At 63.1% G+C, this 24,591-nt stretch carries 28 protein-coding genes; 9 read left to right on the forward strand and 19 right to left on the reverse strand.

Annotated elements, in window-relative coordinates; all coding sequences use genetic code 11:
- Window positions 1–83: 83 nt before the first annotated feature.
- Window positions 84–1,109, reverse strand: a complete 1,026-nt coding sequence (locus tag AC5RTE_RS01470) for a DUF808 domain-containing protein (RefSeq protein ID WP_494039636.1) — start codon at window positions 1,107–1,109, stop codon at window positions 84–86.
- 144 nt (window positions 1,110–1,253) lie between these two features.
- On the opposite strand from AC5RTE_RS01470, the gene AC5RTE_RS01475 reads away from it, so the two are divergent.
- Window positions 1,254–2,189: a lipid kinase gene (locus AC5RTE_RS01475; RefSeq protein ID WP_494039637.1), complete on the forward strand. Its 936-nt coding sequence runs from the start codon at window positions 1,254–1,256 to the stop codon at window positions 2,187–2,189.
- Between the two features lie 20 nt (window positions 2,190–2,209).
- Window positions 2,210–2,911, forward strand: coding sequence for an LmeA family phospholipid-binding protein (locus AC5RTE_RS01480; protein WP_494039638.1), 702 nt, complete (start codon window positions 2,210–2,212; stop codon window positions 2,909–2,911).
- A 48-nt stretch (window positions 2,912–2,959) separates the two neighbouring features.
- Here the strand turns inward: AC5RTE_RS01480 and AC5RTE_RS01485 are convergent, their stop codons facing one another.
- From AC5RTE_RS01485 to AC5RTE_RS01530, 10 genes are all read right to left on the reverse strand, one after another.
- On the reverse strand, window positions 2,960–3,196 hold the full coding sequence (locus AC5RTE_RS01485) for a helix-turn-helix domain-containing protein (protein WP_494039639.1): 237 nt from the start codon (window positions 3,194–3,196) through the stop codon (window positions 2,960–2,962).
- Window positions 3,196–3,642 carry a DUF2975 domain-containing protein gene (locus AC5RTE_RS01490; RefSeq protein WP_494039640.1) on the reverse strand — a complete coding sequence of 149 codons (447 nt, stop codon included), beginning with the start codon at window positions 3,640–3,642 and terminating at the stop codon, window positions 3,196–3,198. The genes AC5RTE_RS01485 and AC5RTE_RS01490 overlap by 1 nt, the downstream gene beginning before the upstream one ends.
- Before the next feature lie 226 nt (window positions 3,643–3,868).
- Complete coding sequence (locus AC5RTE_RS01495) at window positions 3,869–4,405, reverse strand: hypothetical protein (protein ID WP_494039641.1); 537 nt, start codon at window positions 4,403–4,405, stop codon at window positions 3,869–3,871.
- A gap of 218 nt (window positions 4,406–4,623) precedes the next feature.
- Window positions 4,624–5,430, reverse strand: a complete 807-nt coding sequence (locus tag AC5RTE_RS01500; protein WP_494039642.1) for a hypothetical protein — start codon at window positions 5,428–5,430, stop codon at window positions 4,624–4,626.
- A gap of 55 nt (window positions 5,431–5,485) precedes the next feature.
- On the reverse strand, window positions 5,486–6,550 hold the full coding sequence (locus AC5RTE_RS01505; protein ID WP_494039643.1) for a spore photoproduct lyase family protein: 1,065 nt from the start codon (window positions 6,548–6,550) through the stop codon (window positions 5,486–5,488).
- Between the two features lie 55 nt (window positions 6,551–6,605).
- The gene (locus tag AC5RTE_RS01510) at window positions 6,606–8,540 is read right to left on the reverse strand and encodes a bifunctional copper resistance protein CopD/cytochrome c oxidase assembly protein (protein ID WP_494039644.1); all 1,935 of its coding nucleotides are present in this window, start codon (window positions 8,538–8,540) and stop codon (window positions 6,606–6,608) included.
- A 138-nt stretch (window positions 8,541–8,678) separates the two neighbouring features.
- Window positions 8,679–9,695 carry a CU044_5270 family protein gene (locus tag AC5RTE_RS01515; protein WP_494040132.1) on the reverse strand — a complete coding sequence of 339 codons (1,017 nt, stop codon included), beginning with the start codon at window positions 9,693–9,695 and terminating at the stop codon, window positions 8,679–8,681.
- Complete coding sequence (locus AC5RTE_RS01520; protein ID WP_494039645.1) at window positions 9,661–10,137, reverse strand: RNA polymerase sigma factor; 477 nt, start codon at window positions 10,135–10,137, stop codon at window positions 9,661–9,663. The genes AC5RTE_RS01515 and AC5RTE_RS01520 overlap by 35 nt, the downstream gene beginning before the upstream one ends.
- Before the next feature lie 579 nt (window positions 10,138–10,716).
- Window positions 10,717–11,406 (reverse strand): GAP family protein, encoded by a 690-nt coding sequence (locus tag AC5RTE_RS01525; RefSeq protein WP_494039646.1) that lies wholly within the window; start codon window positions 11,404–11,406, stop codon window positions 10,717–10,719.
- Window positions 11,379–11,900, reverse strand: a complete 522-nt coding sequence (locus AC5RTE_RS01530) for a TetR/AcrR family transcriptional regulator (RefSeq protein WP_494039647.1) — start codon at window positions 11,898–11,900, stop codon at window positions 11,379–11,381. Before AC5RTE_RS01530 ends, AC5RTE_RS01525 begins: the two co-directional genes overlap by 28 nt.
- Before the next feature lie 302 nt (window positions 11,901–12,202).
- Between AC5RTE_RS01530 and AC5RTE_RS01535 the strand changes: the two genes are divergently transcribed.
- The 4 genes from AC5RTE_RS01535 (at window position 12,203) to AC5RTE_RS01550 (ending at window position 15,386) form a co-directional block, all read left to right on the forward strand.
- Window positions 12,203–12,460, forward strand: coding sequence for a hypothetical protein (locus AC5RTE_RS01535; protein WP_494039648.1), 258 nt, complete (start codon window positions 12,203–12,205; stop codon window positions 12,458–12,460).
- Window positions 12,461–12,568: 108 nt separating this feature from the next.
- The gene (gene arr, locus AC5RTE_RS01540; RefSeq protein ID WP_494039649.1) at window positions 12,569–12,997 is read left to right on the forward strand and encodes an NAD(+)--rifampin ADP-ribosyltransferase; all 429 of its coding nucleotides are present in this window, start codon (window positions 12,569–12,571) and stop codon (window positions 12,995–12,997) included.
- Window positions 12,998–13,586: 589 nt separating this feature from the next.
- The gene (locus tag AC5RTE_RS01545; protein WP_494039650.1) at window positions 13,587–14,693 is read left to right on the forward strand and encodes a phosphotransferase; all 1,107 of its coding nucleotides are present in this window, start codon (window positions 13,587–13,589) and stop codon (window positions 14,691–14,693) included.
- A gap of 123 nt (window positions 14,694–14,816) precedes the next feature.
- Window positions 14,817–15,386, forward strand: coding sequence for a dihydrofolate reductase family protein (locus AC5RTE_RS01550; RefSeq protein WP_494039651.1), 570 nt, complete (start codon window positions 14,817–14,819; stop codon window positions 15,384–15,386).
- A gap of 189 nt (window positions 15,387–15,575) precedes the next feature.
- On the opposite strand, the gene AC5RTE_RS01555 is transcribed toward AC5RTE_RS01550, so the two are convergent.
- From AC5RTE_RS01555 to AC5RTE_RS01570, 4 genes are all read right to left on the reverse strand, one after another.
- Window positions 15,576–16,220 (reverse strand): hypothetical protein, encoded by a 645-nt coding sequence (locus tag AC5RTE_RS01555; RefSeq protein WP_494039652.1) that lies wholly within the window; start codon window positions 16,218–16,220, stop codon window positions 15,576–15,578.
- A 49-nt stretch (window positions 16,221–16,269) separates the two neighbouring features.
- Window positions 16,270–16,977, reverse strand: coding sequence for a class F sortase (locus AC5RTE_RS01560; RefSeq protein ID WP_494039653.1), 708 nt, complete (start codon window positions 16,975–16,977; stop codon window positions 16,270–16,272).
- Window positions 16,978–16,998: 21 nt separating this feature from the next.
- Entirely contained in the window at window positions 16,999–17,775 is a 777-nt protein-coding gene (locus AC5RTE_RS01565; protein WP_494039654.1) for a hypothetical protein, read from the reverse strand.
- 244 nt (window positions 17,776–18,019) lie between these two features.
- Entirely contained in the window at window positions 18,020–18,361 is a 342-nt protein-coding gene (locus AC5RTE_RS01570; RefSeq protein WP_494039655.1) for an SRPBCC family protein, read from the reverse strand.
- A gap of 214 nt (window positions 18,362–18,575) precedes the next feature.
- Between AC5RTE_RS01570 and AC5RTE_RS01575 the strand changes: the two genes are divergently transcribed.
- Window positions 18,576–20,174: an ABC-F family ATP-binding cassette domain-containing protein gene (locus AC5RTE_RS01575; protein ID WP_494039656.1), complete on the forward strand. Its 1,599-nt coding sequence runs from the start codon at window positions 18,576–18,578 to the stop codon at window positions 20,172–20,174.
- A gap of 11 nt (window positions 20,175–20,185) precedes the next feature.
- Here AC5RTE_RS01575 and AC5RTE_RS01580 read toward each other — a convergent pair whose 3' ends face one another.
- The 3 genes from AC5RTE_RS01580 to AC5RTE_RS01590 are packed head-to-tail and all read right to left on the reverse strand — an operon-like array spanning window position 20,186 to window position 21,762.
- A complete protein-coding gene (locus tag AC5RTE_RS01580; protein WP_494039657.1) occupies window positions 20,186–21,061 on the reverse strand; it encodes an SURF1 family cytochrome oxidase biogenesis protein in 876 nt (291 codons plus the stop codon).
- Window positions 21,062–21,328 (reverse strand): hypothetical protein, encoded by a 267-nt coding sequence (locus AC5RTE_RS01585; RefSeq protein ID WP_494039658.1) that lies wholly within the window; start codon window positions 21,326–21,328, stop codon window positions 21,062–21,064. It lies immediately after the preceding gene.
- The gene (locus tag AC5RTE_RS01590; protein WP_494040133.1) at window positions 21,325–21,762 is read right to left on the reverse strand and encodes a DUF3099 domain-containing protein; all 438 of its coding nucleotides are present in this window, start codon (window positions 21,760–21,762) and stop codon (window positions 21,325–21,327) included. The genes AC5RTE_RS01585 and AC5RTE_RS01590 overlap by 4 nt, the downstream gene beginning before the upstream one ends.
- Before the next feature lie 151 nt (window positions 21,763–21,913).
- Between AC5RTE_RS01590 and AC5RTE_RS01595 the strand changes: the two genes are divergently transcribed.
- Window positions 21,914–22,639 carry a beta-ketoacyl-ACP reductase gene (locus AC5RTE_RS01595; protein ID WP_494039659.1) on the forward strand — a complete coding sequence of 242 codons (726 nt, stop codon included), beginning with the start codon at window positions 21,914–21,916 and terminating at the stop codon, window positions 22,637–22,639.
- A 125-nt stretch (window positions 22,640–22,764) separates the two neighbouring features.
- Window positions 22,765–23,529, forward strand: coding sequence for an SDR family oxidoreductase (locus AC5RTE_RS01600; RefSeq protein WP_494039660.1), 765 nt, complete (start codon window positions 22,765–22,767; stop codon window positions 23,527–23,529).
- 92 nt (window positions 23,530–23,621) lie between these two features.
- Here AC5RTE_RS01600 and serB read toward each other — a convergent pair whose 3' ends face one another.
- On the reverse strand, window positions 23,622–24,515 hold the full coding sequence (gene serB / locus AC5RTE_RS01605) for a phosphoserine phosphatase SerB (protein ID WP_494039661.1): 894 nt from the start codon (window positions 24,513–24,515) through the stop codon (window positions 23,622–23,624).
- Window positions 24,516–24,591: the final 76 nt, after the last annotated feature.

Consider the following 24,591-nt stretch of genomic DNA (forward strand, 5'->3'; position numbering starts at 1 on the left):
TGAACGCCCGGTATTTTGTAGGTGCCCTACCAAAGCCTGGTTCCGGCGCTGAAGGCTGAGAACAAAAAGCAGGCGGCACCCGGCTAAGAGGCGGAGTCCCCGTGACGTTTGGCCGGCGGATGGCCTGCGGCTGCGGCACGGACGTCACCTTCCTCGTGACCGCCCTTTTTCTTGCCGAACGGCAGCACTTTGAGCAGCGGGCCCACAATGGCCATGATGACGAGGCCCCACACGAGTCCGATGACGGCCGAGCACAGGGTGTTCACGAGCCACGCCAGGAAGGAGCCCACAACGGCGATACCGGCGAAAGGTTTCTCGAGGACGTGGACCAGATCGTACGGCGCATGCCAGCCGAGGTCGTGGGCGCCCTGCAGCATAATGTGGCCACCAACCCAAAGCATGGCGATCGTCCCGATAAAGGTGATGGCGGCCAGCACTTTGGGCATTCCCCTGACGAGCAGCTCGCCGACGCGCTGGGTACCTGCCGAGTCCTTGGCGGCCAGGTGCAGTCCGATGTCGTCCATCTTGACGATCAGTGCCACGGCACCGTAGACAGCAACCGTGATCACCAGCGCCACGACCACCAGGATGAGCGCACGGGCCCACAGGTTCTCAGCGGCCACCTCGTTCATCGCAATGACCATGATCTCGCAGGACAGAATGAAGTCGGTGGTAATGGCGCCCTTAATGACCTTGGTTTCCGCCTCCGGGCCCCGCTCCACTGCCGGCGCATCTTCGGCGGCCGTGTGGTGGCCGAAGAGCTTGTGCCAGACCTTCTCGGCGCCCTCGTAGCAAAGGTAGGTGCCGCCGAGCATCAGAATGAACGGGATGGCCCACGGAATGAAGGCGCTGACCAGCAACAACGCCGGCAGGATAATCAGCAGTTTGTTCCGGAGCGAGCCCCAGAAAATCTTCTTGATCATGGGCAGCTCACGGGACGGGTCCGCCCCGGACACGTACTGGGGTGTAACAGCGGCGTCGTCGATCACCACGCCGGCGGCTTTGGCCCCCGCCTTTGCAGCCCCGGCAGCGACGTCATCCACCGATGCTGCCGCGATGCGGGCGAGGGCTGCGACGTCGTCGAGCAGGGCGACAAGACCCCCGCTCACAGGTCGCCCCCATGCTGCTTGGGCGAGGCCGGCTGGACGTTGTTGCTTCCGTGGAGGCGCTTGATTCGCATACTCGGAGTATATGGCAGGGCGGCAACGCGGTCCGCAGGCATTTCACAGGTTGCCCGATCTAGCATGTTGCACATGAAGTCTGTCCGAGAGGTCCGCTCTGTTGCTGTGGTGATAAATGCGGGATCACGCCGGGGGGCGGCGGCACACGAACTGGCAGTACAGAGGCTGCGCGATGCAGGTTTACCTGTCACTTCCGCGCACCGCGTGGAGCGGGGGGAGGAGCTGGCAGGGACCCTTGACCGGGTGCTTGCCGACGGGCACGACCTGGTGGTTGTCGGCGGTGGTGACGGGACGGTCAGCTGCGCTGCCGGCCGGGTTGCCGGGACCGATGTCATACTCGGCGTTCTTCCGCTGGGCACAGCCAACGACCTCGGCCGCACACTCGAGATCCCCAGTGACCTGGCAGGGGCCTGCGCTGCGGTGGCGGACGGCAAGGTGGTGGACATCGATCTTGGCCGCGCGAACGGCCAGCCCTTCCTCAATGTCGCTTCAGCCGGTCTGTCGGTGGGGGTTACCCAGGCTCTGAGTCCCCGCCTGAAGCGGCAAATCGGCCCGTTGGCGTACGGGGTGGCCACCTTGCGGGCCTATACCCGGCACGTGCCGTTCCAGGCCCGGCTTGAGTTCCCGGATGGGGACCACGGGTCGATGAAGCTTGAGGACCTGCTTCAAGTGGCTGTCGGCAACGGCCGGCACTATGGCGGTGGCAATACAGTCTCACCAATGGCAGGGATCGACGATCATCTTCTTGACATCTACGCAATCCTGAAAGCGCCGCTGCGGGAGCATGTGAAGATCGCACGGTTGCTCAGGGACGGAAGCTTTATTGAGCATGACCGGGTGTACCACCTGACCAGCCGGCGTGTCCGGCTGGTCACCGACCCGCCGCTGTCGGTGAACCTGGACGGCGAAATCGCAACGGGGACGCCCGCCGACTTCAGTGTCCAGCGCAACGCCGTGCACGTTGTGGTACCGCAAAGCAGCAACAGCGCATTATTTGACGGACCGTAGGTTTCGAAGAGACTGTCCTCATGGAATCGACGCGTGTGAAGGACTGGCTAATCGGTGCCGCGGGGATGGTCCTCCTCACCGCCGTCGCCGTTGTGGTCCTGTGGTGGGCGCTAAGCGGCCCCGCCGGCGGGGAAGGCACAGCGCCTGTGCCGACATCGTCAGCTGCTCCGGAGCACCCGCCTGGCGGAGGGCCTCCGTCCGGCCTGAACGGGGAGGATGTGTGGCTGGCGGACGTGGTGCTGGATGCCGGAACAGTGGTGGGAGCAGGTTCTACTCTTTCCGATGTCCGGGCTGTGGGGTCGGAGGTGGTGACGGGGCCGGGCGGACTGGTGGCTAAACGGCTTACCGTAGACGCTACGGTGCCGTTCGATGTGGTCGCCAACGAGCTGGGTGGTGGGACGGTGGTCCGCGCCGGCGACGGCGGCCAGGTAGTGGTGATTCGCACCGTTGAAGCCCTGGGCCGCGAGTTGGCGGTGAACGCCACCGGTACGGTCGGGGTTGAGGCCGGCAAGGTTGTTGTCGAGCCACGCTCGATCGACTTCGGGGGGCCGGGCTTCCTTTCGGACGCTGCCGCTGCCGCCGTGCGCGGGCTGGTGACGATTGAGCACAATGTCGAGGGCTTGCCCGATGGTCTCGTGCTCCGGGACGTCGCTGTCCAGGGTGATGGCTTCCGTGTCAATCTCCGCGGTGAGGACGTCGAGCTCGCCCCGAAGGCGCCGTAAGGCGCGGGAACACGAAGGCCGGACTGTCAGGTTTGGCAACCAGCCACCTCACGACGTCTCCGTGCCGTCGCCGCCAGGGCCGTCGTCGACCCACTCGAGCAGATCGCCCGCCCGGCAATCCAGGACGCGGCACATCGCGTCAAGGGTGCTGAAGCGGATGGCCTTGGCCCGGCCGTTCTTCAGTACCGCGACGTTGGCGGGACTGATTCCGACCCGCTCCGCGAACTCCCCTACGCTCATCTTGCGCTTGGCCAGTTCCACGTCGATGCGTACCACTATCGCCATCAGATCACCCCTTCCATGTCAGCCTGAAGTGTCGTCGCCTGCCGGAGCAGATCCCGCATCACCACGATCAGCAGAACCAGCACGGCACCGATCAGCGTGATGCCGATCAGCACGGCAGGCGTCCCAGGGTCACGCAGTTCGGGGGTGAAGTAGATGTATGCGACGAGGGAACCGGCCATTGCCGCCAGCAGCAGCCAGGCCACGACGAACGCCCACATGATCACGTCCACCCACCGCAGGGAAGCAGTGGTGAAGATTTTGCCGCGCTGGACAAGGGTCAGCAACCGCCAGACACACACGATCACCACCTGCAGGCACAGCGCTTCCAGTTCCGAGAACAGCAGCATGGGCCATCGCCAGGGGTCGGCTCCGGGCCCCTCCTCTGTGGAGAAAAATTCGCCGGGGAATGACATGACCTGGGCAACCAGCAGCCCGAAAAACACCATTACTAGCAGAACCCTAAGCGGGAGGACCAATTGCCGCGCGATAAGCATTTATCAACTGTCGGTTGTTTTCTATCGGAAGTCAATAGATGATTTCCGGCGCCAACCCGCGAGGGAGGGCGGGCACGAGAAGACGCTCCTGGCCGCAAAGGTCCAGGAGCGTCGGGCGGTTCATCGCAGGGCGCCAATCAGCGCTGAGCTACCGGATGGTTCAACTGGTTGTAGGACGTTACTTCGGGCAGCGCAGGGTCGGGTTGTAGGCTGCGAACATCCCGCTAGGATTGTCCCTCCATACCCATGCGTGGAGGGCGTAGGAGCCGGGGAAGGGCCCGTCCTCGAAAGTGACTCCGGCGATTGAAGGCCGGTGTGCCGCCGTCGACAGGAACTCAACAGCTACCAGCTTGAAGCGCCCGTACTTGTTCGGCATGTACACAAGAACCTCAGGTTTACGGGCCTGGGTCTTGTCATCAATTAATTCCTGCTTCGCGTAGTGAAAGCCCATTGCTCCGGTGCCAGGTTTCTCAACGCATTCAGTAATCTTCTTGTAGCCCTCCGCCTCCGCGTTCTCCAGCCAGCGGTAGTGGTCGGTAACGTGGCGCAGCACCCTGACCAGGCGGCGCTGGTCGTCATTGTTCCGCCAGTCGTCGCTGTGGTCCGGGCCTCCGTGCCCGGTTCCTCCATGCGCAACTGCAGTAGCGGGAGCAAGTCCCATGGCAAGCACGGCCGCGGTGGCCATGGAGAGTAGCCCCGTCTTGGTGCGGTTCATCGCTGATCTTCTGCCCCTCTGAGACCGATATTGTCTGTATTAGGGATACGAAGCGTCGGAAGGAGCCTCCCCACCTTCGCCAGGATGCCGACAGAACTCCCCGGGAACTGCCGGTGAATGGGCCGCTGGGACGCATGATTGTCCATCGACTTGAGCGGCGTATCCAGTATGATCCTGCCAAAGACGCCGCGCTACGCTACGGGCGGGTAGTAGGGGTTTCAGCTCCCGGCCAGCGGAAGAACCAGCAGGTAGCCGGTGGGGAGTTCGCTGCTCCACCGCCGTGGCTCACGGACCACGAACTGCGTCGCCAGCTGCTCTGGAGTGAGCAGGCTGTTGGGCGCGGGCGACGGCCCCCACTGCCCGCTGCCGTGGGGGTACAGCGGATCCTGGACGTGGACGCCGGTGACGGAAAATTCGGGGAACTGCCTTGGATCACCAATCGACTCGAACCCGCTCATGACCCACGCGTGGCGGCCGCTCCACATCACGAGCCCTACCGGCCTTCCGGTCTCGGCGATGGCCCGCGCTGCGGTACGGAGGGCGTCTTGGTAGTCGGCAATGCTAACCACCGAATACGGCCCCATCCCGGCCTCGGTCAGCGTCTGCGCCCATCCCAGGGGGTTGGCTCCGTTAAAGGAATTGGAAGACCGGGCCCGGGCCATTTCCCACAGTTCGCCCTGCTGGACAGAATCCGTCCAAGTACCGCCACCGGTGTCATCGATGAGGTTGTGCGCGATCTGGATGCTCGCCGCAACGCACCAGTCGAACGTGTACTGCGGCACGAAGTCACCCTCCCGGTAAAGGTTGAGGGCGAACGGTTGGGGCGCAGGGGAAGGCGTGTAGACCGGCGCGGGGGCGGGTGTCTCCTGGGGAGCAACCGTAACGGCGCTCGCGGCCGGCGGGGCAGAGGTTGCCGCAGTTGGACGGTCGGTGCCGGTATCGAGGCCCGTCGCGGGCACGCAGCCGGCGAGGAAAGCCGCCAACGCAACGAGCCACGCCAGAAGCCGGGTACGGGCACCGATCATGGTCGCAAGTTTAGCGCGCTTGGAGGGCCCCTGGCAGGGCCAGCTTCCCAGCAGGTCAGAAGGCGTAGCGGACGCGGCAGTAGGGCGCGAATTCCTCAATGAGCGCGGTCAGTTGCCGTACATACCGCCCCTTTGTTCCGGAACGATAGCGGACGTTGCTGAAGCCGTTCGACGAGACCTTCGACTCCTGCAGGTCCGGGCGCCACAGCACGTTCTCAGCCTGCGGGTGCCAGCCAAGATTGACCTCGTGAAGCCGTTCGTTGTGGGTGAGGAAAATTACTTCTGCCGCGAGCTGGGCCTTGGCGGCAGGCGTAAGGGTGGCATCAAGTTCGCGGAGCAGCGCCTCCCAGTCGCTGAGCCAGGTGTCCGTGATGATGACGGGGGAAAAGTTCACGTGCACCTCGTACCCGGCGTCAACGAAGTCATTGATTGCCGCCATCCGTTCTGCCACCGGTGAGGTGCGAACGTCAATGGACTTCGCCAGATCCGCCGGCATAAGCGAGAAGCGGACCCGCGTATGGCCGCCGTGGTCCCAGTCCAGCATTGCAGGGTTCACGTACTTGGTGGCGAAGGACAGCTTGGCAGTAGGCAAGTCCCGGAAGAGCGTGACGAGATCCTCCACATTGTCGCTGATCAGCGCGTCCACGGAACAGTCGCTGTTTTCACCGATGTCATAGACCCACAATTCCGGGTCGCACTGGTTGGGCTCCAGCTTCATGCCCTGGCGTGTGACGTGCCGATCAAGTGTCCTGGCTATCTGATCGATGTTTGCAAATACCGTTACGGGGTTGCTGTACCCCTTGTGCCTGGGCACGTAGCAGTAGGCGCAGGCCATCGCGCAGCCGTTTGCGGTTGACGGCGCAATGAAGTCCGCGGACCGGCCGTTTGGCTTCACGGTCAGGGCTTTCTTGACCCCGAGAATCAGTGATTCCGTTTTGATCCGTGACCAGCGCGGAACGTTCGTCTCATCGCCATGCACCTCGGGGATGTTCCAGTGGTTGTCCACAAGCACGACGTCGGCGTCCGGCCAGCGGGCCACGATCTCCTTGCCCCTGGGAAGTTCCAGGGCAGCAGGCTGCGCGTAGATGCGCCGGATCTGCAAAAGCCGGTTGAATTCCATCAGCTAATTCTCCCAAAAGGGGGATGGTTCCGGGGGCAGTTAAGCCCACGGCGTCCTAGCCTGGCTGGCCCGCGACAGCCACCGCGTCGGAGACCGCCGCGCTCCGGTTGGGGGTGGTGTGGTCGCTGTGGGGCTGACCTGGGCCACGGCGGCTGATGATCATCGCGGCGGTAATGGCGAGCGATGCGGCTGCTATAGACCACATGATGATGCCGCCGGTTTCAGGAGCAGCGGCCGTTGACAGTCCCCAGGGGTGGCCGAAGGAGGTGAACCAGGGCAGTTCCAGTGCTCGCGCCTGCTCGGTGAGTTTCCACCCGCCGAAGGCGTAGATACCGGCCAACCCCGTGAGGACAAGCAGCCGCCTGCCGGAGTTGCTGCGGGCAGGGTCAGGAAGCCCTGCGAGCGCAGCCACGGCAAGGCAGCCGGTCAGCAGAGCGAGCAGGGTCATGGTGCTGTAGCCGATCTGGCCCACCGCTGCCCACTCGAGGAGGGGGCTGTAGTAGATGGCGAAAAGGGATACAGCGAGAAGGGAAATGACCAGGAACGGGTCCCGGCGCAGTGCCGCGAGGACAGGTTGTGTGGATCCTTCGAGGAGCTCTTTGACACCGGTACTGCCGTCCGTCCTGGGCCTGACTGCCAGTGCGGCCAAGGTCAGGGGCGAGGCCGGGACGAGGAGTAACGGCACGACCGCGGTGAGCATCATCTGAGTCAATACGTGGGCGTTGAACAGGTAGCCCTGGTAGAGGTGTACGCCTCCGTTAGTGACTATGAACAGCACTGCTATTCCCGTCAGCCAGGCCGCAGTGTGGTGGACTGGCCAGGGCCGGCCATCTGCCCGGAGCCGCCACACCCCGGCTAGGTACGCAAAGACCGCGAAGCCACACACCAGGCTCCATAAGGGGTCAGGGGCCCATCCTGACAGGTACTCCCAAAAGCCGGGCTCGGGAAGAACGACGACGGGATCCCCAGCGGCTACATCGGCGGCCGTAACGTCTCTGGGCGCTGCTGCTTGCGGCGGTTTGGTCCGGGCAAGGGCCGCGGCCATACCGGAAGCTACTCCCATGACTGCCAGTTCGGCGGCTGCGAGAGCGGCAAAGTGCCTGCCACCACTGGCCGGGTTCTTTTCAATCCGGCTCACCGACCAGCGCCTGTGCAGCGCCCCGAACAGCCCGAGCACAATGAAGACTCCGCCCTTGGCCAGGATGATGATTCCATAGGGGCTCAGCAGGGCCTCGAGCGTGCCAATTCTCGTCAAAGCGCCCAGGAAGCCTGAGACTGCGAGGGCGATAAAGCTGATCAACGCCAACGTCGAGTACCGCCGGACCGTGACGGCCAGCTGGCTGTTCCGCAGCACCGGCCGCAGTGCCACCAGGGCCAGCAGGCCACCGAGCCACACTGCCGCCGTGGCCGCATGAACGAACAGTGCGGTGGTGCTGTCGGCGTGGTCCGTACCGCCGGCGGCATGGGATTTCATGACCAGCGGCAACAGCGCGGCGAACGCTGCAACCACGGTGATGGCAAGAGTACGCGGGCCCCGACGCCTGAAGCACAGCAATGCCACGGCGCCGGCCAGCAGCGTGCTCAGGGCCCCGGCACGGCCGGCGTCTATCTTGGTCAGATACGTCAGAAAGGCCTCATCCAATCCAACCGTCGGCGCCCTGTTGGCCAGGAGCAGGAAGCTGGCGTAAGTGTGTGCCGCTCCCGCCCCCGCCCACGCCACCGCCGAGCAGCCAGCAAGTCTATGTGCCCGTTCATCTGCGGGCCCACCACGGGGGAGTGCGAAGACCACCAGCATCAGCGCCCCGATGGTGCCGGCACCGGCCAGATTGAACACCAACTTTGCAGCCGCCAGGCCCCAGGTCACAGCCGGTCCTGCCTTGTCCAACAATCCCGCGTCAGCTCCGCCGCCGTAGGTGTAGGCCCACATCAGCGACAGGATCCCGGCCGCCAACAGCGCCACGCATCCCACTACCCGTGTCCTGAGCGACATCGTGCCCCTTCCGCCGCCTGCCAGCCCTGATCACGTTGTCTCTGCGTGGGGCCCTGATGTCAGGCCAGCTTGACCTGCGCCACTTGGGAAATTCTTGTCACTGCACTTATCCGCCACGAGGTTCTTCCATGGGAGCGGTTAGGGTGCGGTATCCGAAATGGTTGTTTCGATCGCGGTCCAGGTCGTAGCGGTTCCTGCCGGAATAGACCCCAAGGGTTCCGTCAGTACTTCACGTTCACCGATCAGCAGACCTGTCTTGGGGTCGATGATAATGTCCCGACGGCGATTGGACGCTGTCTCCACGCGCCCGATGGCGATGCCCTTTCTTCCATCGAGGGTGGCTTGCTCGTCGGTGATTGTCACGCCTGGAATGAGTGCTGCAGTCTTATACAGTGCGGCGCGGAGATCGGAAGGGACCATACCCGTCCTAAGCAGGTCAGCGATGAACACCAGCGCCTCACCATCCTTGGACTGGCCCTTGCCTTCTGTTTGCCGCTGGATTTCAGCCAAAAGAACGTTGGGGTCGCGGGGGAACGCGGCCAGTGCATCCTGGGAGGGAAAGCCGGACTGCTCAGGTGGCGTGCCGTAGAAGCCCCCGTTATTGCCCCGGAGCACGTACCCTTCGGCAGGTTGCATGCTGGAGGCGTATTCCTTGGATTCCTCGTCGAAGAACGTTGTGGGGATCCGCCCCGATCTTTCCCAAACCCACTCCTCCTCGACGCTGGCGGGAATGTACATCGTGCTTTTTTCCGTATCCAGCCACTCATACGCGCCGCCATTTTCTGCAACGGCGGCACTACCCCAGATATTGGTGCTCTGAATCTTCAAGTACTGCCCCGGGCCCGGTACTAGGTCTGCTGTCTGGATCGTTCTCTCAGCAGCTGCGTTCAGTACCTCCGCGGCCTGCGCTGTGGCTGCACCTCGCAGTGGGGCGGGACCAAAAACGTCTCCGCTGACCAGGACCACCGCAACCAAGGCCGTAGCCGCTGAGGCGAGCCCCCACCTCATCGCCATTCTGCGACGCGGGTTCTTCTTAAGCTTTTCCCACTGGGGATCAATACGTTGCAGCAACTTGGTCCGGCCCCTGCCGATAACCGCATCGGTGGCCACGGGAGTACGGTCACGCATTTCGCGCAGCAGTGATAGCTCGTCCATGCTCAATCTCCTCTTCATCCATGTTCAGCAGTGCGGCTGCATCTCGAATGATGCGCCGCGCCCGGTTAAGCCGTGACCTGACGGTGCCAACGGGAACGCCGGTTGCAAGTGCTATGCCCTCATAAGTCAGATCAGCCCAGGCATAGAGCAACAAACATTCCCGGTCTGCTCTCGAAAGCGTCCTGATCGCAGTGGCCAGACTGGATGACTTCACGGCTGCATCCAGCCGCTCAGCCACACGGTCAGCGGCATCCTCGTAACTGCCTCGACCTGCAGCTTTCGCGAAGGCTCTTAGCCGTCTGGCTTCAGTGCGGTGGTGCCTGCGGAGCAGATTGGTCGCGATCCCGAACAGCCATGGCCGGGCATCATCCCACCCGTGATCAAAGGCGTCCCGGCTTTCGTAGGCAACCAGAAACGTTTGCGACATGACGTCTTCAGCCATGAGTCACCCGCCCGGGTAGCCGCGTAGCGGTACACGGCCCGCGAATACTTGTCATAAAGCGCAGCGAAGGCCTGCGGGTCCTTGCTGGATCGGCGAATCAGGTCGCTATCGGTAGTCACAAATGGTATTGCCCCTTGGGAGGAAAAGAGTTCACGGCAGTCTAGGTGAAACGGGCGGGGTGTCTTCTCGGAAGTCCGCCGCGGCGCATGTTGAACAGTTCCATTCCCTTCGCCTGGGCGCCCACCGCAACATCCGCTTTCCGGACCAAGGACGGGACATCCCGTTACCCAATGCAAACTATCCATATAGGACGACTTCGTAGACCCACGGTCACTCAAGCTGATCCCCGCTATGCCTGACAGGTCCCTGGATAAGCGCGTTTGTGCCTTCCGCCAGACCTCAAGTCGGTCTCAAATTAGGGCGGGGGATCTTTGAGGGCGAAAACCCGCACGCATCTCTAGGCAGCTTCATTTAGCGGAGTTTCGCATCGTGCGCCTGGTCAGTTAGCGAGGCAGTGGATTCTTTGAAGCCCATGGGACGGGCGAGAAGATGGCTAGGGTTATTTCTTTCGCGTTGGAGTCATTGCCAGAGGGCGATGGTGAGGACTGCGGCGGCGAGGACGAACAGGGCGGTCGCTGCCGGGATGGAGCGTTTGACGGTTCCGGTGGAGAACCGGTCCAGGATTCTCCGTAGTAGTGTCCTGACTTTGTCGCGGTGTGTCATGCCGAGGGCGAGCAGGATAAGGCATGGGATGCAGTACACGAGGGCGTACCCGGCGAGTACGAACAGGCCGACGGGGGCATCGACGTCCGCGGCTATCATCCGTTCGATGGCGATGAAGTACGGAAACGCGTTCGGCAGGTCGGCTCCGGTGGTGAGAACGCCGAGCGGGAAAGCGGTCCACAGCCCGAACCAGGACGGCAGGTCGATGCTTTTTCTTTCCCGGTCCCTGAACCGGCGGAAGCCGGCGACTGTAAGAGTGACGGCTGCGATGAGGAACACGCCTCGGCGCAGCCAGGTGAGGCCCTCGCTGACGGCGTCGGCGGCCGCATTGGCGCCGAGGAAAATGATCATGCCGAGCGCGAAGACGGTGCTCATCGCGCCCAAGACGAACGCCAAGGCAGAACCGACAGGCCGGTGGGGGACAGCGAGCAGGATCAAAGTGATGACGACGATCGTCGCGGGGTTAAGCGAATCAGCCAGAGCCAGGCCGGCGATGCCGGCGAGAAGGGCACCACCAATCACTTCGCAGACCTGCCGTGCAGCCAAGTCAGGATTTCATCAATTCCGGGCGAAGCGCCGTCGTCGGTGATGCTGTTGAGAAGTATCCCGTCACCCAGGAGGCGGATGACTGACGCTGCCGCCGGGTCACCCGTTTCAGCGGCGAAGAGTTGCTCCCACCGCCGCGTTGCCTCAGACGCCTGCTGCAGAAGCGCGTCGGTCGTCGAGGACTGATCGGTGAGCAGGATCGACATCGCCCGGTAGAGGGCGGCCTCTTCACGGGAGAATGACAGGCGGAGCCACGTTTCGACCACGTCACCGCGTTCGGCGGCCGCGGTCAGCGCTTGGTCCATATCCTGTATCGCCTGCACCGCAATGGCCTCGACCAGGGCAGCGCGAGAACTGAAATGGTGCATCAACCCACCCTTGGATACCCCGGCTTGCTCAGCGATGGCATTCATGGACGGAACCGACCCGGTCTCGATCGCCAGACGCCGTACGGTTCGCAGAATGTGTTCCCTATTGCCCATAAAAGCGACCATACCACTAGGACAGACCGACCGGTCGGGTTGGTTTTGCTAACCCTTGACCTAGCGCCGCTCCTGCGTCTTTTTTCAGACCTGGGCGACGACAAAGTCTGGATCAGCCCCGCTATGCGATCACCCAGCCGACTACGGGCCGAACTATCACGTGTTGCCCGGTCGTCTTGTATTTCACCAAAGGATCCTCTGAGTTGCGACATAGTTGGCTCGAGCCCTTGACCAGGCTGTCCGGTTGCTGCGACACTCTTGCCCCGGGTGGCTGCGCTGACGCTTCCGGATTGGAACGGCATTGGGGAGTTACTATGAGTGAACAGATGATCGCTAACGCACCTGGGGCCCGGCCGGACTTGTTCCTGCTGGGGCACGAGCCCAATGAAGTTACCGTTCCTGAGTGCGATGCCGAGCGCCGGAATCGCCAGGCCCTTCACGCCCTAGAAGTGGACTGGGGTCGGGGAGTGTTTGACTACGGAAAGATTCGGGCATTGCTCACCGACCGGAGCATCGAAACGTGTCAGGGCGGGCATCGGGCCGTCGAAGAGCTGCCCACCAGCGCCGCCTGATCACACGTTGGGGGACCGGCTTACAGGCGTTTATGTCACCGCACGAGCGTTGTTGGTGCAAGGAGTCGGCCGGGTCTAGGATTTCGAATCCAACTTGTAGGGGTATGTATGACGCACGAGCCCAAACCATTCGAAGTCCACGAGTCGGGTGCCCTGTTTCATGGAACGAAAGCGGATCTGGCCGTGGGGGACCTGTTGATACCCGGCCGCGGCTCGAACTATGAAGAAGGAAGGACATCGAACCACGTCTACGTGACGGCAACCTTGGATGCCGCAGCGTGGGGGGCTGAACTGGCCGCAGGGGAAGGCCGTGGACGTATCTACATCGTCAAACCGACGGGCACCCTTGAAGACGACCCCAACGTGACGGATAAGAGGTTCCCCGGTAATCCGACCCGGTCTTACCGCACCCGAGAGCCCGTGGAGGTCGTCGGTGAACTGGAGGATTGGATTGGACACTCACCCGCTCAGCTGCAGGCCATGCGCGACGGCCTCGCCGACCTGAAACGCCGCGGCCAAGCTGTCATTTACGACTAACAGCGTCCCGGGGCCTCTCGGCTGAATTTACACCCTGAGGGATCGGCTCATGGCGCGAGGAGTGACACACAACGTTGCGAAAGTAGTGCCACTTACCGTTGCGATTCACAGACAGGGCTTCAAAGATACGTCACTGAGACAGCGAACTGCTGGCCTGAGGTTGCTCAACGAAGGTTCGCCCTAGCGGTTCGCTGTTTTCGCGGCCGACAGCTCCAGGCCGGTGGTCCCTCGTCCGACCGTGCACTATGTGAATCACGCCCAGCCAAAGGCAGGCAATAAGAAGAACAAGCGCAAGGTACCAAAGCGAACTCTCCGCAGTGTCCCACCGGCAACACCCGCCGGGGGCCAGGACGCCCTGCCGTGGACAGGAACAGGCTTAGGTAAGTCTCGCTGACCGCTCAGACCCCTTTGTGCTGGGCGTTTAAGAACGCTGTGCTTATTGTCCGGCAGGGCTGCCTGATGTCTAATTACATCCGGGGGAGAGGCTCTTGGGAGCGTAGTCATGCAACCTAAACAGTGGCCGGAGCTCGAGACTTTGGGGCCAGCTGCCCCTGACGCTGGGTTTTTAAGCCGCGTCGCTGCTTTGGCATTGAACGAACCCGGCGTGGAAGTTCTTTCTGTTGGCGTATCCAGCATTGGTCCTCCTGTTCTGAACATGACCACCGGCGGATTGTGGCAAGTCTATGGTTTGGCCCGTCCAACAGGTTCTCCCTCATCGACCCTGAAGTTCAGTGTTGTGGTCAAGCTCCTGCAATCGCCATTGTTGTGGTCCGGTATTGATCGGGTACCGGTGGAGTTCCGGCCGGGCTTGGTGGCGAATTATCCGTGGCGGACGGAGGCTGAGGTTTACGCCTCAGAGTTGTCCGTAGCGATGCCGCTGAACAGCCGCCTGCCCGACACCTTTGGCGTCGTGGAACTGGGGACGGATCGGGCAGCTGTCTGGATGGAGGATGTTGCCTGGAGTGCTCAAGCCGAATGGTCAGATAAGCAATTCATGGACGCAGCCCAGATGCTTGGCTTCCTGGCGGGGAGTGACGCAGTCAGGCATTGCACCGAGGTAATTGAAAACATCAGGCGCCCGGACCGGTTGAAGTACTTCCTGGCTGGAGTGGGGGAAGCCGTGTTGATACCGGCCATCAAAGGCGACCAGCTATGGGCTCATCCTGCTGTAGCGGCCCATTCGGATACTGCCCTTATCTCGGAGCTGCGCTCCTTCGTGGATCAATCCGGTTCACTGGTGGAGGAAATGATGAATTTGCCGGTGTTGCCGGCGCACGGCGATGCGTGTCCGCAGAACCTCTTGATCGAGGGGAAGGACCCCCTCACAGGTTCTACGAGATTTGCTGTAGTCGACTGGGGGATGTTCGGGCAGGTCTGTGCAGGGTATGACCTGGCACAGTTGCTCGCCGGTCGGGTCAACGAGGGAACAATGCCAGGGGCTACGTTGGAACACCTCGAACCGCTTTGTGTCGGCGCTTACTGCGACGGCTTGGCCGAAGCGGGGACCACTGTCCCGCGGAACCAGGTCCGCCGGGGTCTGGCTGTATCAATCGCCGTTTTCTCCGGTCTCACTGCTGTCGTGAGTGACCGGTTAACGGACGAGGACACAGTTGAGGTCCGGTCCCTCATAGCGGGCCGACTCGATATGGTGCGTTTCGTGCTGAACCTACTCGCGGCAACGGCCCCATGGTCGTAACCGGAATCCGGCACAAACCACGACGGTGTTGGAGTAGGTGCGATCGGGGCTTCAATAAAAAACGGCGCGGGCAGTAAGTACAGCCTGGTAAACACTGGACGCACGTAGAGGGAGAGCAGCGGTATGAGACCACTTCGATACTCGATCAACGTCACGCTTGACGGCTGCTGTCATCACGAGGCAGGACTTCCCCCGGACGAAGAGTCGATGCGCTTCTGGACTGCTGAGGTGGAGCGAGCCGATGCCTTGTTATTCGGCCGAGTGACCTACGAAATGATGGAGTCGGCGTGGCGAAAGCCTGCCATCGGCACCTGGCCTGACTGGATGGAGGAGTGGCAGATCCCGTTCGCCGAGACCATAGACCGGGCGAAAAAGTACGTCGTGTCGAGCACGCTGAGTGGGGTTAATTGGAATGCGGAGTTGGTGCGAAATGACGTGAGGCATGCGGTTCAGCGGCTCAAGCAGGAGTCAGGAGAGGGCCTGTGGGTGGGTGGTGTGATGCTCCCTCTGGGGTTGGCAGATCTTGGATTGATCGACGAGTACAAGTTCCTTGTGCAACCGGTCCTTGCCGGAGGTGGGCCGACGTTGCTCGCCGGTCTGCGCGATCCAATCCAGCTCGAGTTCGTGGACCGCTATGAGTTACGGTCAGGGGCTGTCGCGCTGAAATACCGGCCTAAGCGAGTTACAGCTTGAGGTGATTGGTCCATGGTGGGTGCTGGCCTGATCCCTGCAACAACGCCCTGGTGCCATCGGCCGCCGCAGGAGAAGGACGTCCTAGTGGCGGCCGCGCCGGCAGGCAGACTGCAGCTAGAGATGTGGATTCAGGAAAGGATCCTTCAATGCGATGGTTGTAGGCGACTGGTGAGCGTTCCTGAGGCGGGGTTAGGGGTGTTCGATCCAGCAGGCGAGGATGGTGGTGGAGAGCTGGTAAGCCAGCGCATTCCGGGTAATGCTGTCCGGGCCCAGGGTCGAGGGAAGGTCGGTGGCGTCTACCTGGAGTACGAAGCTGTCCTTTTGAAAAGCTGCTGACCCAGCCGCGGCTTCGTAGGCGGGAAATCCCAGGTTTGCGAGGCCTTCGATGGGGGTCGCGTCTTTCGCCAGGGCCTCCATCGCATCAAAGTATTTCAGGGCAGTGGCCCGGTCTTTTGCTTCCCTGACCGAGATGACCAGGTCCCCTTCGGCCAGGTGGTAGGTGCAGGTGAAGGTGCTGTCGGCCCAGTCGTTGATGGTGTGTGGCTCGGTGTCCAGGTCAAGGATGGACGTGAGGCGATCCTTTGGCTGGTCCCCGCAGACCATGAGGGCCGCATCACTGGGCCCGTCAGCCTTACTCGCGCGAGGTGACGAGGACCCGTCCCCATGGTGCCCGCCGCCGTTACTGCCGGTGGGTCCGGCCTCGGGTGAAGTATCCGACGCTGCCGAGACAGCAGACGGCGCAGTAGCGGATCCGGTTGCTGTTGCTGTTGCGCAACCGGAGAGCAGCAGGCCAGCCAGGGCAAGCAGGGCCAGTAAAGGTGTGTGCTGTTTCATGCTCTTTCCGTCCTTGCCGTCACGGGCGATGCCGGTGCGCGGTGCGTGGTCAGGCTTTGAGGGTGGCGTATATGACGTAGTTGTCATCAAACTCGCCGGTGGCGGCATCGTAGCCGTCGCAGGTGATGAGCCGGAGCTCGGCGGCGTCGGTGTTGCCATAGACCTCGAGGGTGGGGAACTGGTTCTTGGGGTAGAGGGCTCCGCGGTCCACGGTGAACACTGCGGTGCTGCCGTCGGCCCGGGAGACGTTAATTTCAGCGCCGGGGGTGAGTTTTCTCAGGTCGGCGAAGACGCCTTTGTTCCCGCCCAGGGCGTTGACGTGGCCCAGGATGACTGAAGGGCCGCGTTCCCCGGGAGTGGGGGAGCCGTCGTACCAGCTGGCAGGTGTTCCGCTCCCGGTATCTTCTGGTACTTCCAGGGAGCCGTTGTCCTCCAGGCCCAGGTGGAGAAGGTCTGATCGGACCCCGATGGATGGGATGGTCAGGGTGACCGGGGCCGAAGCGGCCAGGACCGGGGGAAGTTGCCGTGCGGGCGGGGCCGCCACGGGGCCAGCAGGTGCCGGGGTTGTCGCAGTTGTGGACGGAACGGCAGGAGTAATGGGCGCCGCGGGGGATGAGGCGGAGGTTGCAGGGGCCGGGCCGGCGCCGGGGGCGTCAATGGGTCCGCCCGCGCAACCGGCGAGGGTCAGGGCGAGCAGAACCCCGCCCGCCGCGGAGGCCCCTAGACCTCCACGGCGGCCGGGCTTCAACTTTGTCACTGTAGTGATCCGATCAGCTCGTTAGGCTGCTGCGCCAGCGGTCCGGCGGCGAACAACGTAGGCTCCACCGGCGATGGCCATGAGGGCCAGGCCGGAACCGATAGCGAGGGCGCCGGTGTCGGTACCGGTTTCGGTGGCTATGCCGGTTGCTGCTCCGCCTGCAGGCATCTTCATCTGTCCGGCGGTTAACGTCCCGCACAGGGCGGGGGAGGTCGCTGCCAGGGGAAGTTCGGGGACAAGGTCGGACTTGGCTGCCGCGCCGGCCGGGCTGAGGGTGGCGGGGTCAAGACCGTGAACAACGACGACGGCGGTGCCGGCTTCTAGGGCTGCCTTGGTCTCGGGGTTCAGTTCGAACGTGCGGTCAACGGTGTAGGCAGCGCCCTGGCCGGCGACTTTCAGGTCAAGGCCTGCTGCGGGGCTGGTGTCCCCGCTGGTGGAGAGGGTGGTAACGATGCCGCCGTAGGACGCTGCGCCTTCTGTGGTGGAGATGACCTGGTCACCATCCTTATCAGCCGCGGGGGCAGGGCAGACGCCCTGGGCTCCGCCGTGGATGTGCTGGACGTGCGGGTATGGGGCGTCCATGAAAGTCGCGGGCATACCCGAAACGTTCAGGACCACGTGGGCCTGGTTTCCCGTGACGTCAACAGTGATGGTGCCTGAGCCGGCGCGGCCGTTGAGCTGGGACAGGGTCGACTGGTAATGATCAGCCCCGTCATGGGCAACGGCTGCGGTGCCGGAGAGGGCAAGTGCGCCCAAAGCAAGGGTAGGTACTGCCATGAAGCGGAGTGTCTTGTTCATTCGAAAAATCTCCTCGTACACGCGCGTGTGATGTTGGCGCCCCAAGGGAAAGGGGTCACAGGTACTTCGAGGCAGACCAACGCCGGGATGGGTACGAATATGTCTCGGAGCACATTGCTCCTGGTGAAATGCGGATGATGCCAAAACCGAAGCCCAACTACTGCAGTAATGCTTCTCCGTCTTCATCCCCTATGGCGCACGATTGCCAGGAGGTGCCGGCCGCTTTGTCTTGGAAGTGGATGCGTTAATGACTAGCTCTAGCTGTTCCCGCTGACCTGGCGGCGTCATCAGTGAACTCGTGCTCGTGCCGAAAGCGCCGGAAGGGACCCTTGATCTGCTCATCAGCAAAGTAATCGGGGGGATTGAACTCCGTGATCCGGGTCGTCATCCGGAGCGGAAGGCCGAAGTGCCACCCCCGCCACGTCACTTCCTCGCCCATGCCGATGTGGCCGGTTGTCACGCCGGCAACGGCCTTCTCGCGGGACCTGGCCATCGATTCCTTGTGTACGTCGATGCTCCGCGCAAGATCAAACAATTCCCGCCGGCCCAGCGTGCTCCGCGTGATGCATTCGAAGTAGACAGCCATTGGGCCAGCGTATTCCAGTTATGCGTTCCCGCATCGCAGGGCTGGCGCTGATCGTCTGGCTAACCCGGGACAGAGCACTTCCGGCAGTACCCGGTACTGCGGGGAAGGCGCGGGCGGTAGACTTGAGTAGGCCGTTCTCCGGCCATTGCCGCCCATGCCCACCACAGACGCTCTGGGCTGCGGCTTATCCCTGCTGTGAAAGGCTTTACCTGCTGTGATTACTGTCCAGGATCTTGAACTGCGCGCCGGCGCCCGGCTCCTGATGGACCAGGTGAGCTTCCGCATTGACAAGGGAGACAAGATCGGCCTGGTGGGCCGCAATGGTGCCGGGAAGACGACGCTGACACGGGTCTTGGCGGGGGAGGGGCTGCCTGCCGCCGGCAAAGTCACGCGCACCGGCGAGATCGGCTACCTGCCCCAGGATCCCCGCACCCCGGACATGGAGCAGCTCGCACGCGACCGCATCCTGTCCGTGCGCGGCCTGGACATCGCCGTCGGCAAGCTCCGCCTGGCGCACGAAGAGATGGCCAGCGAGGACGCCGCGGTCCAGCGCAAGGCGATGAACCGGTATGACCGGCTCGAGTCCGAGTTCCTGGCAGCCGGCGGGTACGCCGCCGAAGCCGAAGCCGCGGCCATCTGCTCCAACCTGGCTCTGCCTGACCGCCTGCTGAACCAGCCTCTGAAAACCCTCTCCGGTGGCCAGCGGCGCCGTGTGGAGCTGGCCCGGATCCTCTACTCGGACGCCGAGACCATGCTCCTTGACGAGCCCACCAACCACCTCGATGCCGATTCCATCGCCTGGCTCCGGGACTTCCTGAAAAACCACCAGGGCGGGCTGATCGTGATCAGCCACGACACCGAGCTGCTCGAAGCCACCGTCAACAAGGTTTTCCTGCTGGATGCCAACCGCGCGCAGATCGACTTCTACAACATGGACTGGAAGCGTTACCTCACGCAGCGCGAAACGGACGAACGCGCCCGCAAGCGTGAGCGGGCCAACGCTGAGAAGAAAGCCCAGGTCCTGTTTGACCAGGCCAACAAGATGCGCGCCAAGGCTACCAAGGCCGTCGCGGCGCAAAACATGGCCAAGCGCGCGGAGCGCCTGCTCAGTGGCCTGGAGGCCGTCCGCGAGCAGGACCGCGTGGCAGCACTGCGCTTCCCGGATCCCTCGCCCTGCGGCCGAACTCCGCTCACGGCTGAGGGCCTTAGCAAGTCCTATGGTTCGCTGGAAATCTTTACGGATGTGGACCTCGCCATCGACCGCGGATCCAAGGTGGTCATCCTTGGCCTCAACGGCGCCGGCAAGACCACCCTTTTGCGGATGCTGGCGGGCGTGGACCAGCCTGACACCGGTGACGTGATTGCCGGGCACGGCCTGAAGGTGGGCTACTACGCCCAGGAACACGAGACGCTGGACGTGAACCGTACCGTCCTGGAGAACATGCGTTCCGCCGCTCCCGACATGAAGGACGCAGAGGTGCGCGGCATCCTGGGCTCCTTCCTGTTCTCGGGCGACGACGTCGACAAGCCCGCCGGCGTCCTGTCCGGCGGTGAGAAGACCCGCCTCGCCCTGGCCACCATCGTCGCTTCCAGCGCCAACGTCCTGCTCCTGGACGAGCCGACCAACAACCTCGACCCCGCCAGCCGCGCCGAAATCCTGGGCGCCCTGAGGAACTACAGCGGCGCCGTCGTCCTGGTCAGCCATGACGAGGGAGCGGTTGAAGCGCTCAATCCCGAGCGCGTTGTCCTGCTGCCTGACGGCATCGAGGACCACTGGAACGAAGACTACCTGGACCTGATAACCCTGGCTTAGGCCCGGATAGCTCAGTACCCCTGCGCGTCCAGCAGGGCGTCTTCCTCTTCTTCCGCCGTCGCCTTCTTCCGCTTCCGCGGGGCAGGCTGACGACGGCGGGCTGACGCGGCCGCCGAGTGGAGTGCACCCCCTGATGACTCGTCGTCGTCCTCTGCATCAATTGCGGCGTTGCGGGCCTGCTGGCGGGCAGCGTAGCCGAAACCCACAAACATCAGCACGCCAAACGCAAACCATTGGAGCGAGTAGGACAGGTGCGTGCCCTCCTCGGTCGACGGCTTCGGGAACGGAAGGGGCATTTCCGCAGCGGGGGGCGTCTCGGAAGCGAGCTGGCCGTACGCCCCGGTGAGCAGGGGATACCCGAGCTGCGCAGAGTAGGCGGCGAGGTCGATGGAGGCCAGCTGGCCCTCCGGCGCACCCCGCTGCAGTTCAGGCTCAGGATGCTTCAAGCGGACGACGGCGGTGACCTCGCCTGCCGGAGGTTCAGGCACCGAGTCAGGGCTGCCGGGATTCCTGTTGCCGATGGGAAGCCACCCCCGGTCAATCACAACTGTTTCTCCCGTGGCGAGGCGGAACGGGACCACAACTTCGTATCCCGGCTGCCCATTCAGCGGGCGGTTCCGCACCACGCGCTGCTCGTCGGCGAGGTACGAGCCTTTCAGCTCCACCTGGGTCCACTCCATCGCGGGGTCCAGCCGGTTGAACTGTTCACGGGCATCAGCAAAGGGGATGGGCGTTGCCGAGTAGTTGGTGACAACACGGTTGATCTCGGCCAGGGTCTCTGCCCGGCGGTCCATCTGCCAGCGGCCCAGGAAGACGCAGGCGGAGGCGAAGATGGCGGCCAGCAAAAGATAACCCAGCCACTTGCTGGAGAACAGGAAGCGGTACATTCAGTTGTCCTGCTCCAGGGAGTCGAGAGGGGAAACAGCCTCGAAAATGACCGTTTCCTTCCACAGCCCCCGGGTCTGCAGGTAGTCCTCCAGCCACTCCCGGTGCTCTCCGCAGGCCAGCCAAATCTTGCGGCGCTCGGGGGAGTGGATCTTGGGGTTGTTCCATAGAAGTTGCCAGGAGGCCTGGGAACGGCATGCTTTCCGGGAGCAGACGGCGGTTTCCATTGCTGTGGGACCTGATTCTGCAGCGAAGTCAAAAATACTCATGATGCCCTCCGCTCCTGTCCGGATGTTTCTTCGTCGTCGTCGTCGGTTATCAGCTCACCCTGCAGGACCTCACTGCCCGGGTCACCGTCGTCGAACGGGACGGGCGGGCTTTCGATCTCGGCCAATGGCGCTGAATCCAACAGCAAATCACTGTGGGCCTCGGCTTTGTCATCACCGTTGGCTATAACAACCGCAATCCACGGGAGGAACACTGCCCCGGCCACCGCGATGATTTTAAACCAGCCGTCCACAACAAAGATCATGACAAGGCACACCATGCGAATTCCCATGGCCAGCGCGTACTTAATCATGCGCTGGCGCATCTCCGCAGAATGGGCCGCACCGGCATCCGTGATGCTGTGGACCTCCGCGTCACCGGAAAACTTCTCCGGTTCTCCGGGCACGGTTTGTCCCGCATGGTTTTCAAGGGTCACGGCGAATATCACGCTCCAAAGGCTTGGCATTAATTCTCTCACCAACAGCAGTGGCACCCAAACCACACCCTGGCCGAAGGCTAAGATCGAAGGCAGCCAAATCACCCCTTCCACCGCGGCGCAGCACGCCGCAGAAACCTGGAGCTTATACATGACTGAAGCAGCCACCTCCCCCCGCAGCGTCCTCATCACCGGCGGCAACCGCGGCATCGGCCTGGCCATTGCCGAAGCGTTCCTGGCCAACGGGGACAAAGTGGCCGTGACGTACCGCAGCGAGTCGAAGCTGCCGGAGGGGATTCTGGGCGTCAAGGCCGACGTCACAGACGAAGCCTCGGTGGACGCAGCCTTCAAGGAAGTCGAGGCTGCGCACGGGCCCGTGGAAGTCCTGGTGGCCAACGCCGGCATCACTAAGGACACCCTGCTGCTGCGCATGCGCGAAGACGATTTCACCTCGGTCATCGACACCAACCTCACCGGCGCGTTCCGCGTCATCAAGCGCGCCTCCAAGGGCATGATCCGCCTTCGCAAGGGCCGCGTGGTCTTGATTTCGTCCGTGTCCGGCCTGTACGGCGCTCCCGGCCAAATCAACTACTCCGCTTCCAAGGCCGGCCTCGTGGGCATCGCGCGTTCGCTGACCCGCGAGCTCGGTTCGCGCGGCATCACCGCGAACGTGGTGGCCCCAGGGTTCATCAACACGGATATGACCGCTGAGCTGCCCGAAGCCACGCAGAAGGACTACCTGTCCAGCATTCCGGCAGGGCGTTTTGCCGAGGCAACGGAGGTTGCCAATGTGGTGCGCTGGATCTCCAGTGAGGAAGCAGCTTACATCTCAGGCGCCGTAATCCCTGTTGACGGCGGACTGGGCATGGGTCACTAACCTTCCCGCGCACTAGGCGCCCGGTGCTTCTTTGTGGAACCCGGACAAGGGAATCCACGTTGCCCGCTGGCATGATGGACTCCAGACCATCAGGAATTTAGACGTTTTGAACAAAGGGAACTCGTATGGGACTGCTGGACAACAAAACCGCCGTCGTCACCGGATCATCGCGCGGCATTGGCGCTGAGGTAGCCAAGATCCTCGCCGGCCAGGGTGCCGCCGTCGTGGTGAACTACCGCCAGAAGGCTCCGCGGGCCAACAAAGTGGTGCAGGGTATTGAAGCTGCCGGTGGCCGCGCCGTAGCCGTGGGCGCGGACCTCACCACGCAGGAAGGCGTCCAGGCGCTTGCCTCCGCCGCCATGGAAAACTTTGGAACGCTGGACATCCTGGTGCTGAACGCCTCCGGTGGAATGGAAACCGGCATGGGCGAGGACTACGCGCTCAAACTGAACCGCGACGCCCAGGTCAACATGCTCAACGCGGCCGTGCCCCTGATGAAGGAAGGCTCCCGCGTGGTTTTCGTTACCAGCCACCAGGCCCACTTCATCAACACTGTACCCACCATGGAGGCTTACGAGCCCGTGGCCCGCAGCAAGCGTGCCGGGGAGGATGCGCTGCGCGAGCTTATCCCCAGCCTTGCTGAGAAGGGCGTCACCCTGGTGGTGGTCTCCGGCGACATGATCGAAGGCACCGTCACTGCAACCCTGCTGGACCGCTCCACCCCCGGAGCCATTGAAGCGCGCCGCGCTGAAGCAGGCAAGCTGTACTCCGTCGAAGAATTCGCGGAGGTGGTGGCCAGCATGGTAACGGCCGACGTCGAGTCCGGCCACACCGAATACGCCGGCGGCGCAGACTACTTCGGCAAGGGCGCGGACCAGCCGGCCAGTTAGGCTCCGCCTTCCTATCGGAATGACATGTCGCGGCAATGTTCCTGACGGACGCTGCCGCGACGTGTCATTTTCCGCTTAACCTGAAAGGGGCGTTAGACGTCTGCGACGTGGCGGACAGCGTCGAGGTACGGCATGTTGACGGCGGCGTCGGCAACGGCCCGCACCGCCGGCTTGGCATTAAACGCGACGCCTATCCCCGCCGCACCGAGCATGTCCAGGTCGTTGGCGCCGTCGCCCACCGCGAGCGTGTGTTCCAGGGCGATGCCTTCGGCAGCGGCCCATTCGCGCAGGTACTTTTCCTTTGCGGCGCGGTCCACCACTGCGCCGAGCACCTTGCCGGTCAGGACGCCGCCGACAATTTCCAGCTCATTTGCCTGCCAGTAGTCCAGTCCCAGCTCGCCGGCAATCGGCTCCAGGATCTGGTTGAACCCGCCGGACACCACCGCCACCACGTGGCCGGCAGCCTTGAAAGCTGCCACGAGCTCAGCGGCACCCTCGCTGAGTTTCACCTCTTCACGGACGGAATGGACGACGTCGGCCGGCAGCCCGGCGAGTACTTGCACCCGGGCGTGGAGGCTTTGGGTGAAGTCCAATTCCCCGCGCATGGCAGCTTCGGTAACGGCGGCCACCTCTTCCCGTTTCCCCGCATACGCGGCAAGGAGTTCGATGACCTCCTGCTGGATCAGGGTGGAATCCACGTCCATGATCAGGAGCTTGCGGCCGGCCGAGCGGAGGCCGGCGGGAACGAGCGCAGTGTCCAGGCCGCTGATGGACGCCTGCGCGACGGCGCGGCGGAGCGGGGCAAGACCTGCCTCGGTTGCGTCCGGAAGCTGAAGCTCAGCCACGTGGACCTGGTACCGTGCGTCGCCACGTTCGTTTTCGGACAGGACGGCGGCGCCGTGCGCGGTGAGGACGGAACGCAGCTGCTCCAGCGCAGTCGGGGTCACACTCAGGCCATAGCTGACGGCAGTCACGTTCGAAGTCATGCCTGCAATCTTAGTCAGCGGCGCGGCGCCCCTTGAATTCATTGCACAGCGGCTGAAGCAGCCCGCCGGATTGCTT

The organism is Arthrobacter sp. K41 (assembly GCF_059089645.1).

What these genes read in the sequence shown, in the direction of transcription:
- AC5RTE_RS01495 (WP_494039641.1), bottom strand. Translation starts at nt 4,405, where the DNA reads ATGAACCGCACCAAGACGGGGCTACTCTCCATGGCCACCGCGGCCGTG.
- AC5RTE_RS01485 (WP_494039639.1), bottom strand. Translation starts at nt 3,196, where the DNA reads ATGGCGATAGTGGTACGCATCGACGTGGAACTGGCCAAGCGCAAGATG.
- AC5RTE_RS01580 (WP_494039657.1), bottom strand. Translation starts at nt 21,061, where the DNA reads ATGTACCGCTTCCTGTTCTCCAGCAAGTGGCTGGGTTATCTTTTGCTG.
- AC5RTE_RS01570 (WP_494039655.1), bottom strand. Translation starts at nt 18,361, where the DNA reads ATGGCTGTCTACTTCGAATGCATCACGCGGAGCACGCTGGGCCGGCGG.
- AC5RTE_RS01475 (WP_494039637.1), top strand. Translation starts at nt 1,254, where the DNA reads ATGAAGTCTGTCCGAGAGGTCCGCTCTGTTGCTGTGGTGATAAATGCG.
- AC5RTE_RS01530 (WP_494039647.1), bottom strand. Translation starts at nt 11,900, where the DNA reads ATGGTCGCTTTTATGGGCAATAGGGAACACATTCTGCGAACCGTACGG.
- AC5RTE_RS01480 (WP_494039638.1), top strand. Translation starts at nt 2,210, where the DNA reads ATGGAATCGACGCGTGTGAAGGACTGGCTAATCGGTGCCGCGGGGATG.
- AC5RTE_RS01510 (WP_494039644.1), bottom strand. Translation starts at nt 8,540, where the DNA reads ATGTCGCTCAGGACACGGGTAGTGGGATGCGTGGCGCTGTTGGCGGCC.
- AC5RTE_RS01505 (WP_494039643.1), bottom strand. Translation starts at nt 6,550, where the DNA reads ATGGAATTCAACCGGCTTTTGCAGATCCGGCGCATCTACGCGCAGCCT.
- AC5RTE_RS01565 (WP_494039654.1), bottom strand. Translation starts at nt 17,775, where the DNA reads ATGAACAAGACACTCCGCTTCATGGCAGTACCTACCCTTGCTTTGGGC.
- AC5RTE_RS01550 (WP_494039651.1), top strand. Translation starts at nt 14,817, where the DNA reads ATGAGACCACTTCGATACTCGATCAACGTCACGCTTGACGGCTGCTGT.
- arr (WP_494039649.1), top strand. Translation starts at nt 12,569, where the DNA reads ATGACGCACGAGCCCAAACCATTCGAAGTCCACGAGTCGGGTGCCCTG.
- AC5RTE_RS01515 (WP_494040132.1), bottom strand. Translation starts at nt 9,695, where the DNA reads ATGGACGAGCTATCACTGCTGCGCGAAATGCGTGACCGTACTCCCGTG.
- AC5RTE_RS01490 (WP_494039640.1), bottom strand. Translation starts at nt 3,642, where the DNA reads ATGGTGTTTTTCGGGCTGCTGGTTGCCCAGGTCATGTCATTCCCCGGC.
- AC5RTE_RS01535 (WP_494039648.1), top strand. Translation starts at nt 12,203, where the DNA reads ATGAGTGAACAGATGATCGCTAACGCACCTGGGGCCCGGCCGGACTTG.
- AC5RTE_RS01520 (WP_494039645.1), bottom strand. Translation starts at nt 10,137, where the DNA reads ATGGCTGAAGACGTCATGTCGCAAACGTTTCTGGTTGCCTACGAAAGC.
- AC5RTE_RS01600 (WP_494039660.1), top strand. Translation starts at nt 22,765, where the DNA reads ATGGGACTGCTGGACAACAAAACCGCCGTCGTCACCGGATCATCGCGC.
- serB (WP_494039661.1), bottom strand. Translation starts at nt 24,515, where the DNA reads ATGACTTCGAACGTGACTGCCGTCAGCTATGGCCTGAGTGTGACCCCG.
- AC5RTE_RS01555 (WP_494039652.1), bottom strand. Translation starts at nt 16,220, where the DNA reads ATGAAACAGCACACACCTTTACTGGCCCTGCTTGCCCTGGCTGGCCTG.
- AC5RTE_RS01500 (WP_494039642.1), bottom strand. Translation starts at nt 5,430, where the DNA reads ATGATCGGTGCCCGTACCCGGCTTCTGGCGTGGCTCGTTGCGTTGGCG.
- AC5RTE_RS01585 (WP_494039658.1), bottom strand. Translation starts at nt 21,328, where the DNA reads ATGAGTATTTTTGACTTCGCTGCAGAATCAGGTCCCACAGCAATGGAA.
- AC5RTE_RS01595 (WP_494039659.1), top strand. Translation starts at nt 21,914, where the DNA reads ATGACTGAAGCAGCCACCTCCCCCCGCAGCGTCCTCATCACCGGCGGC.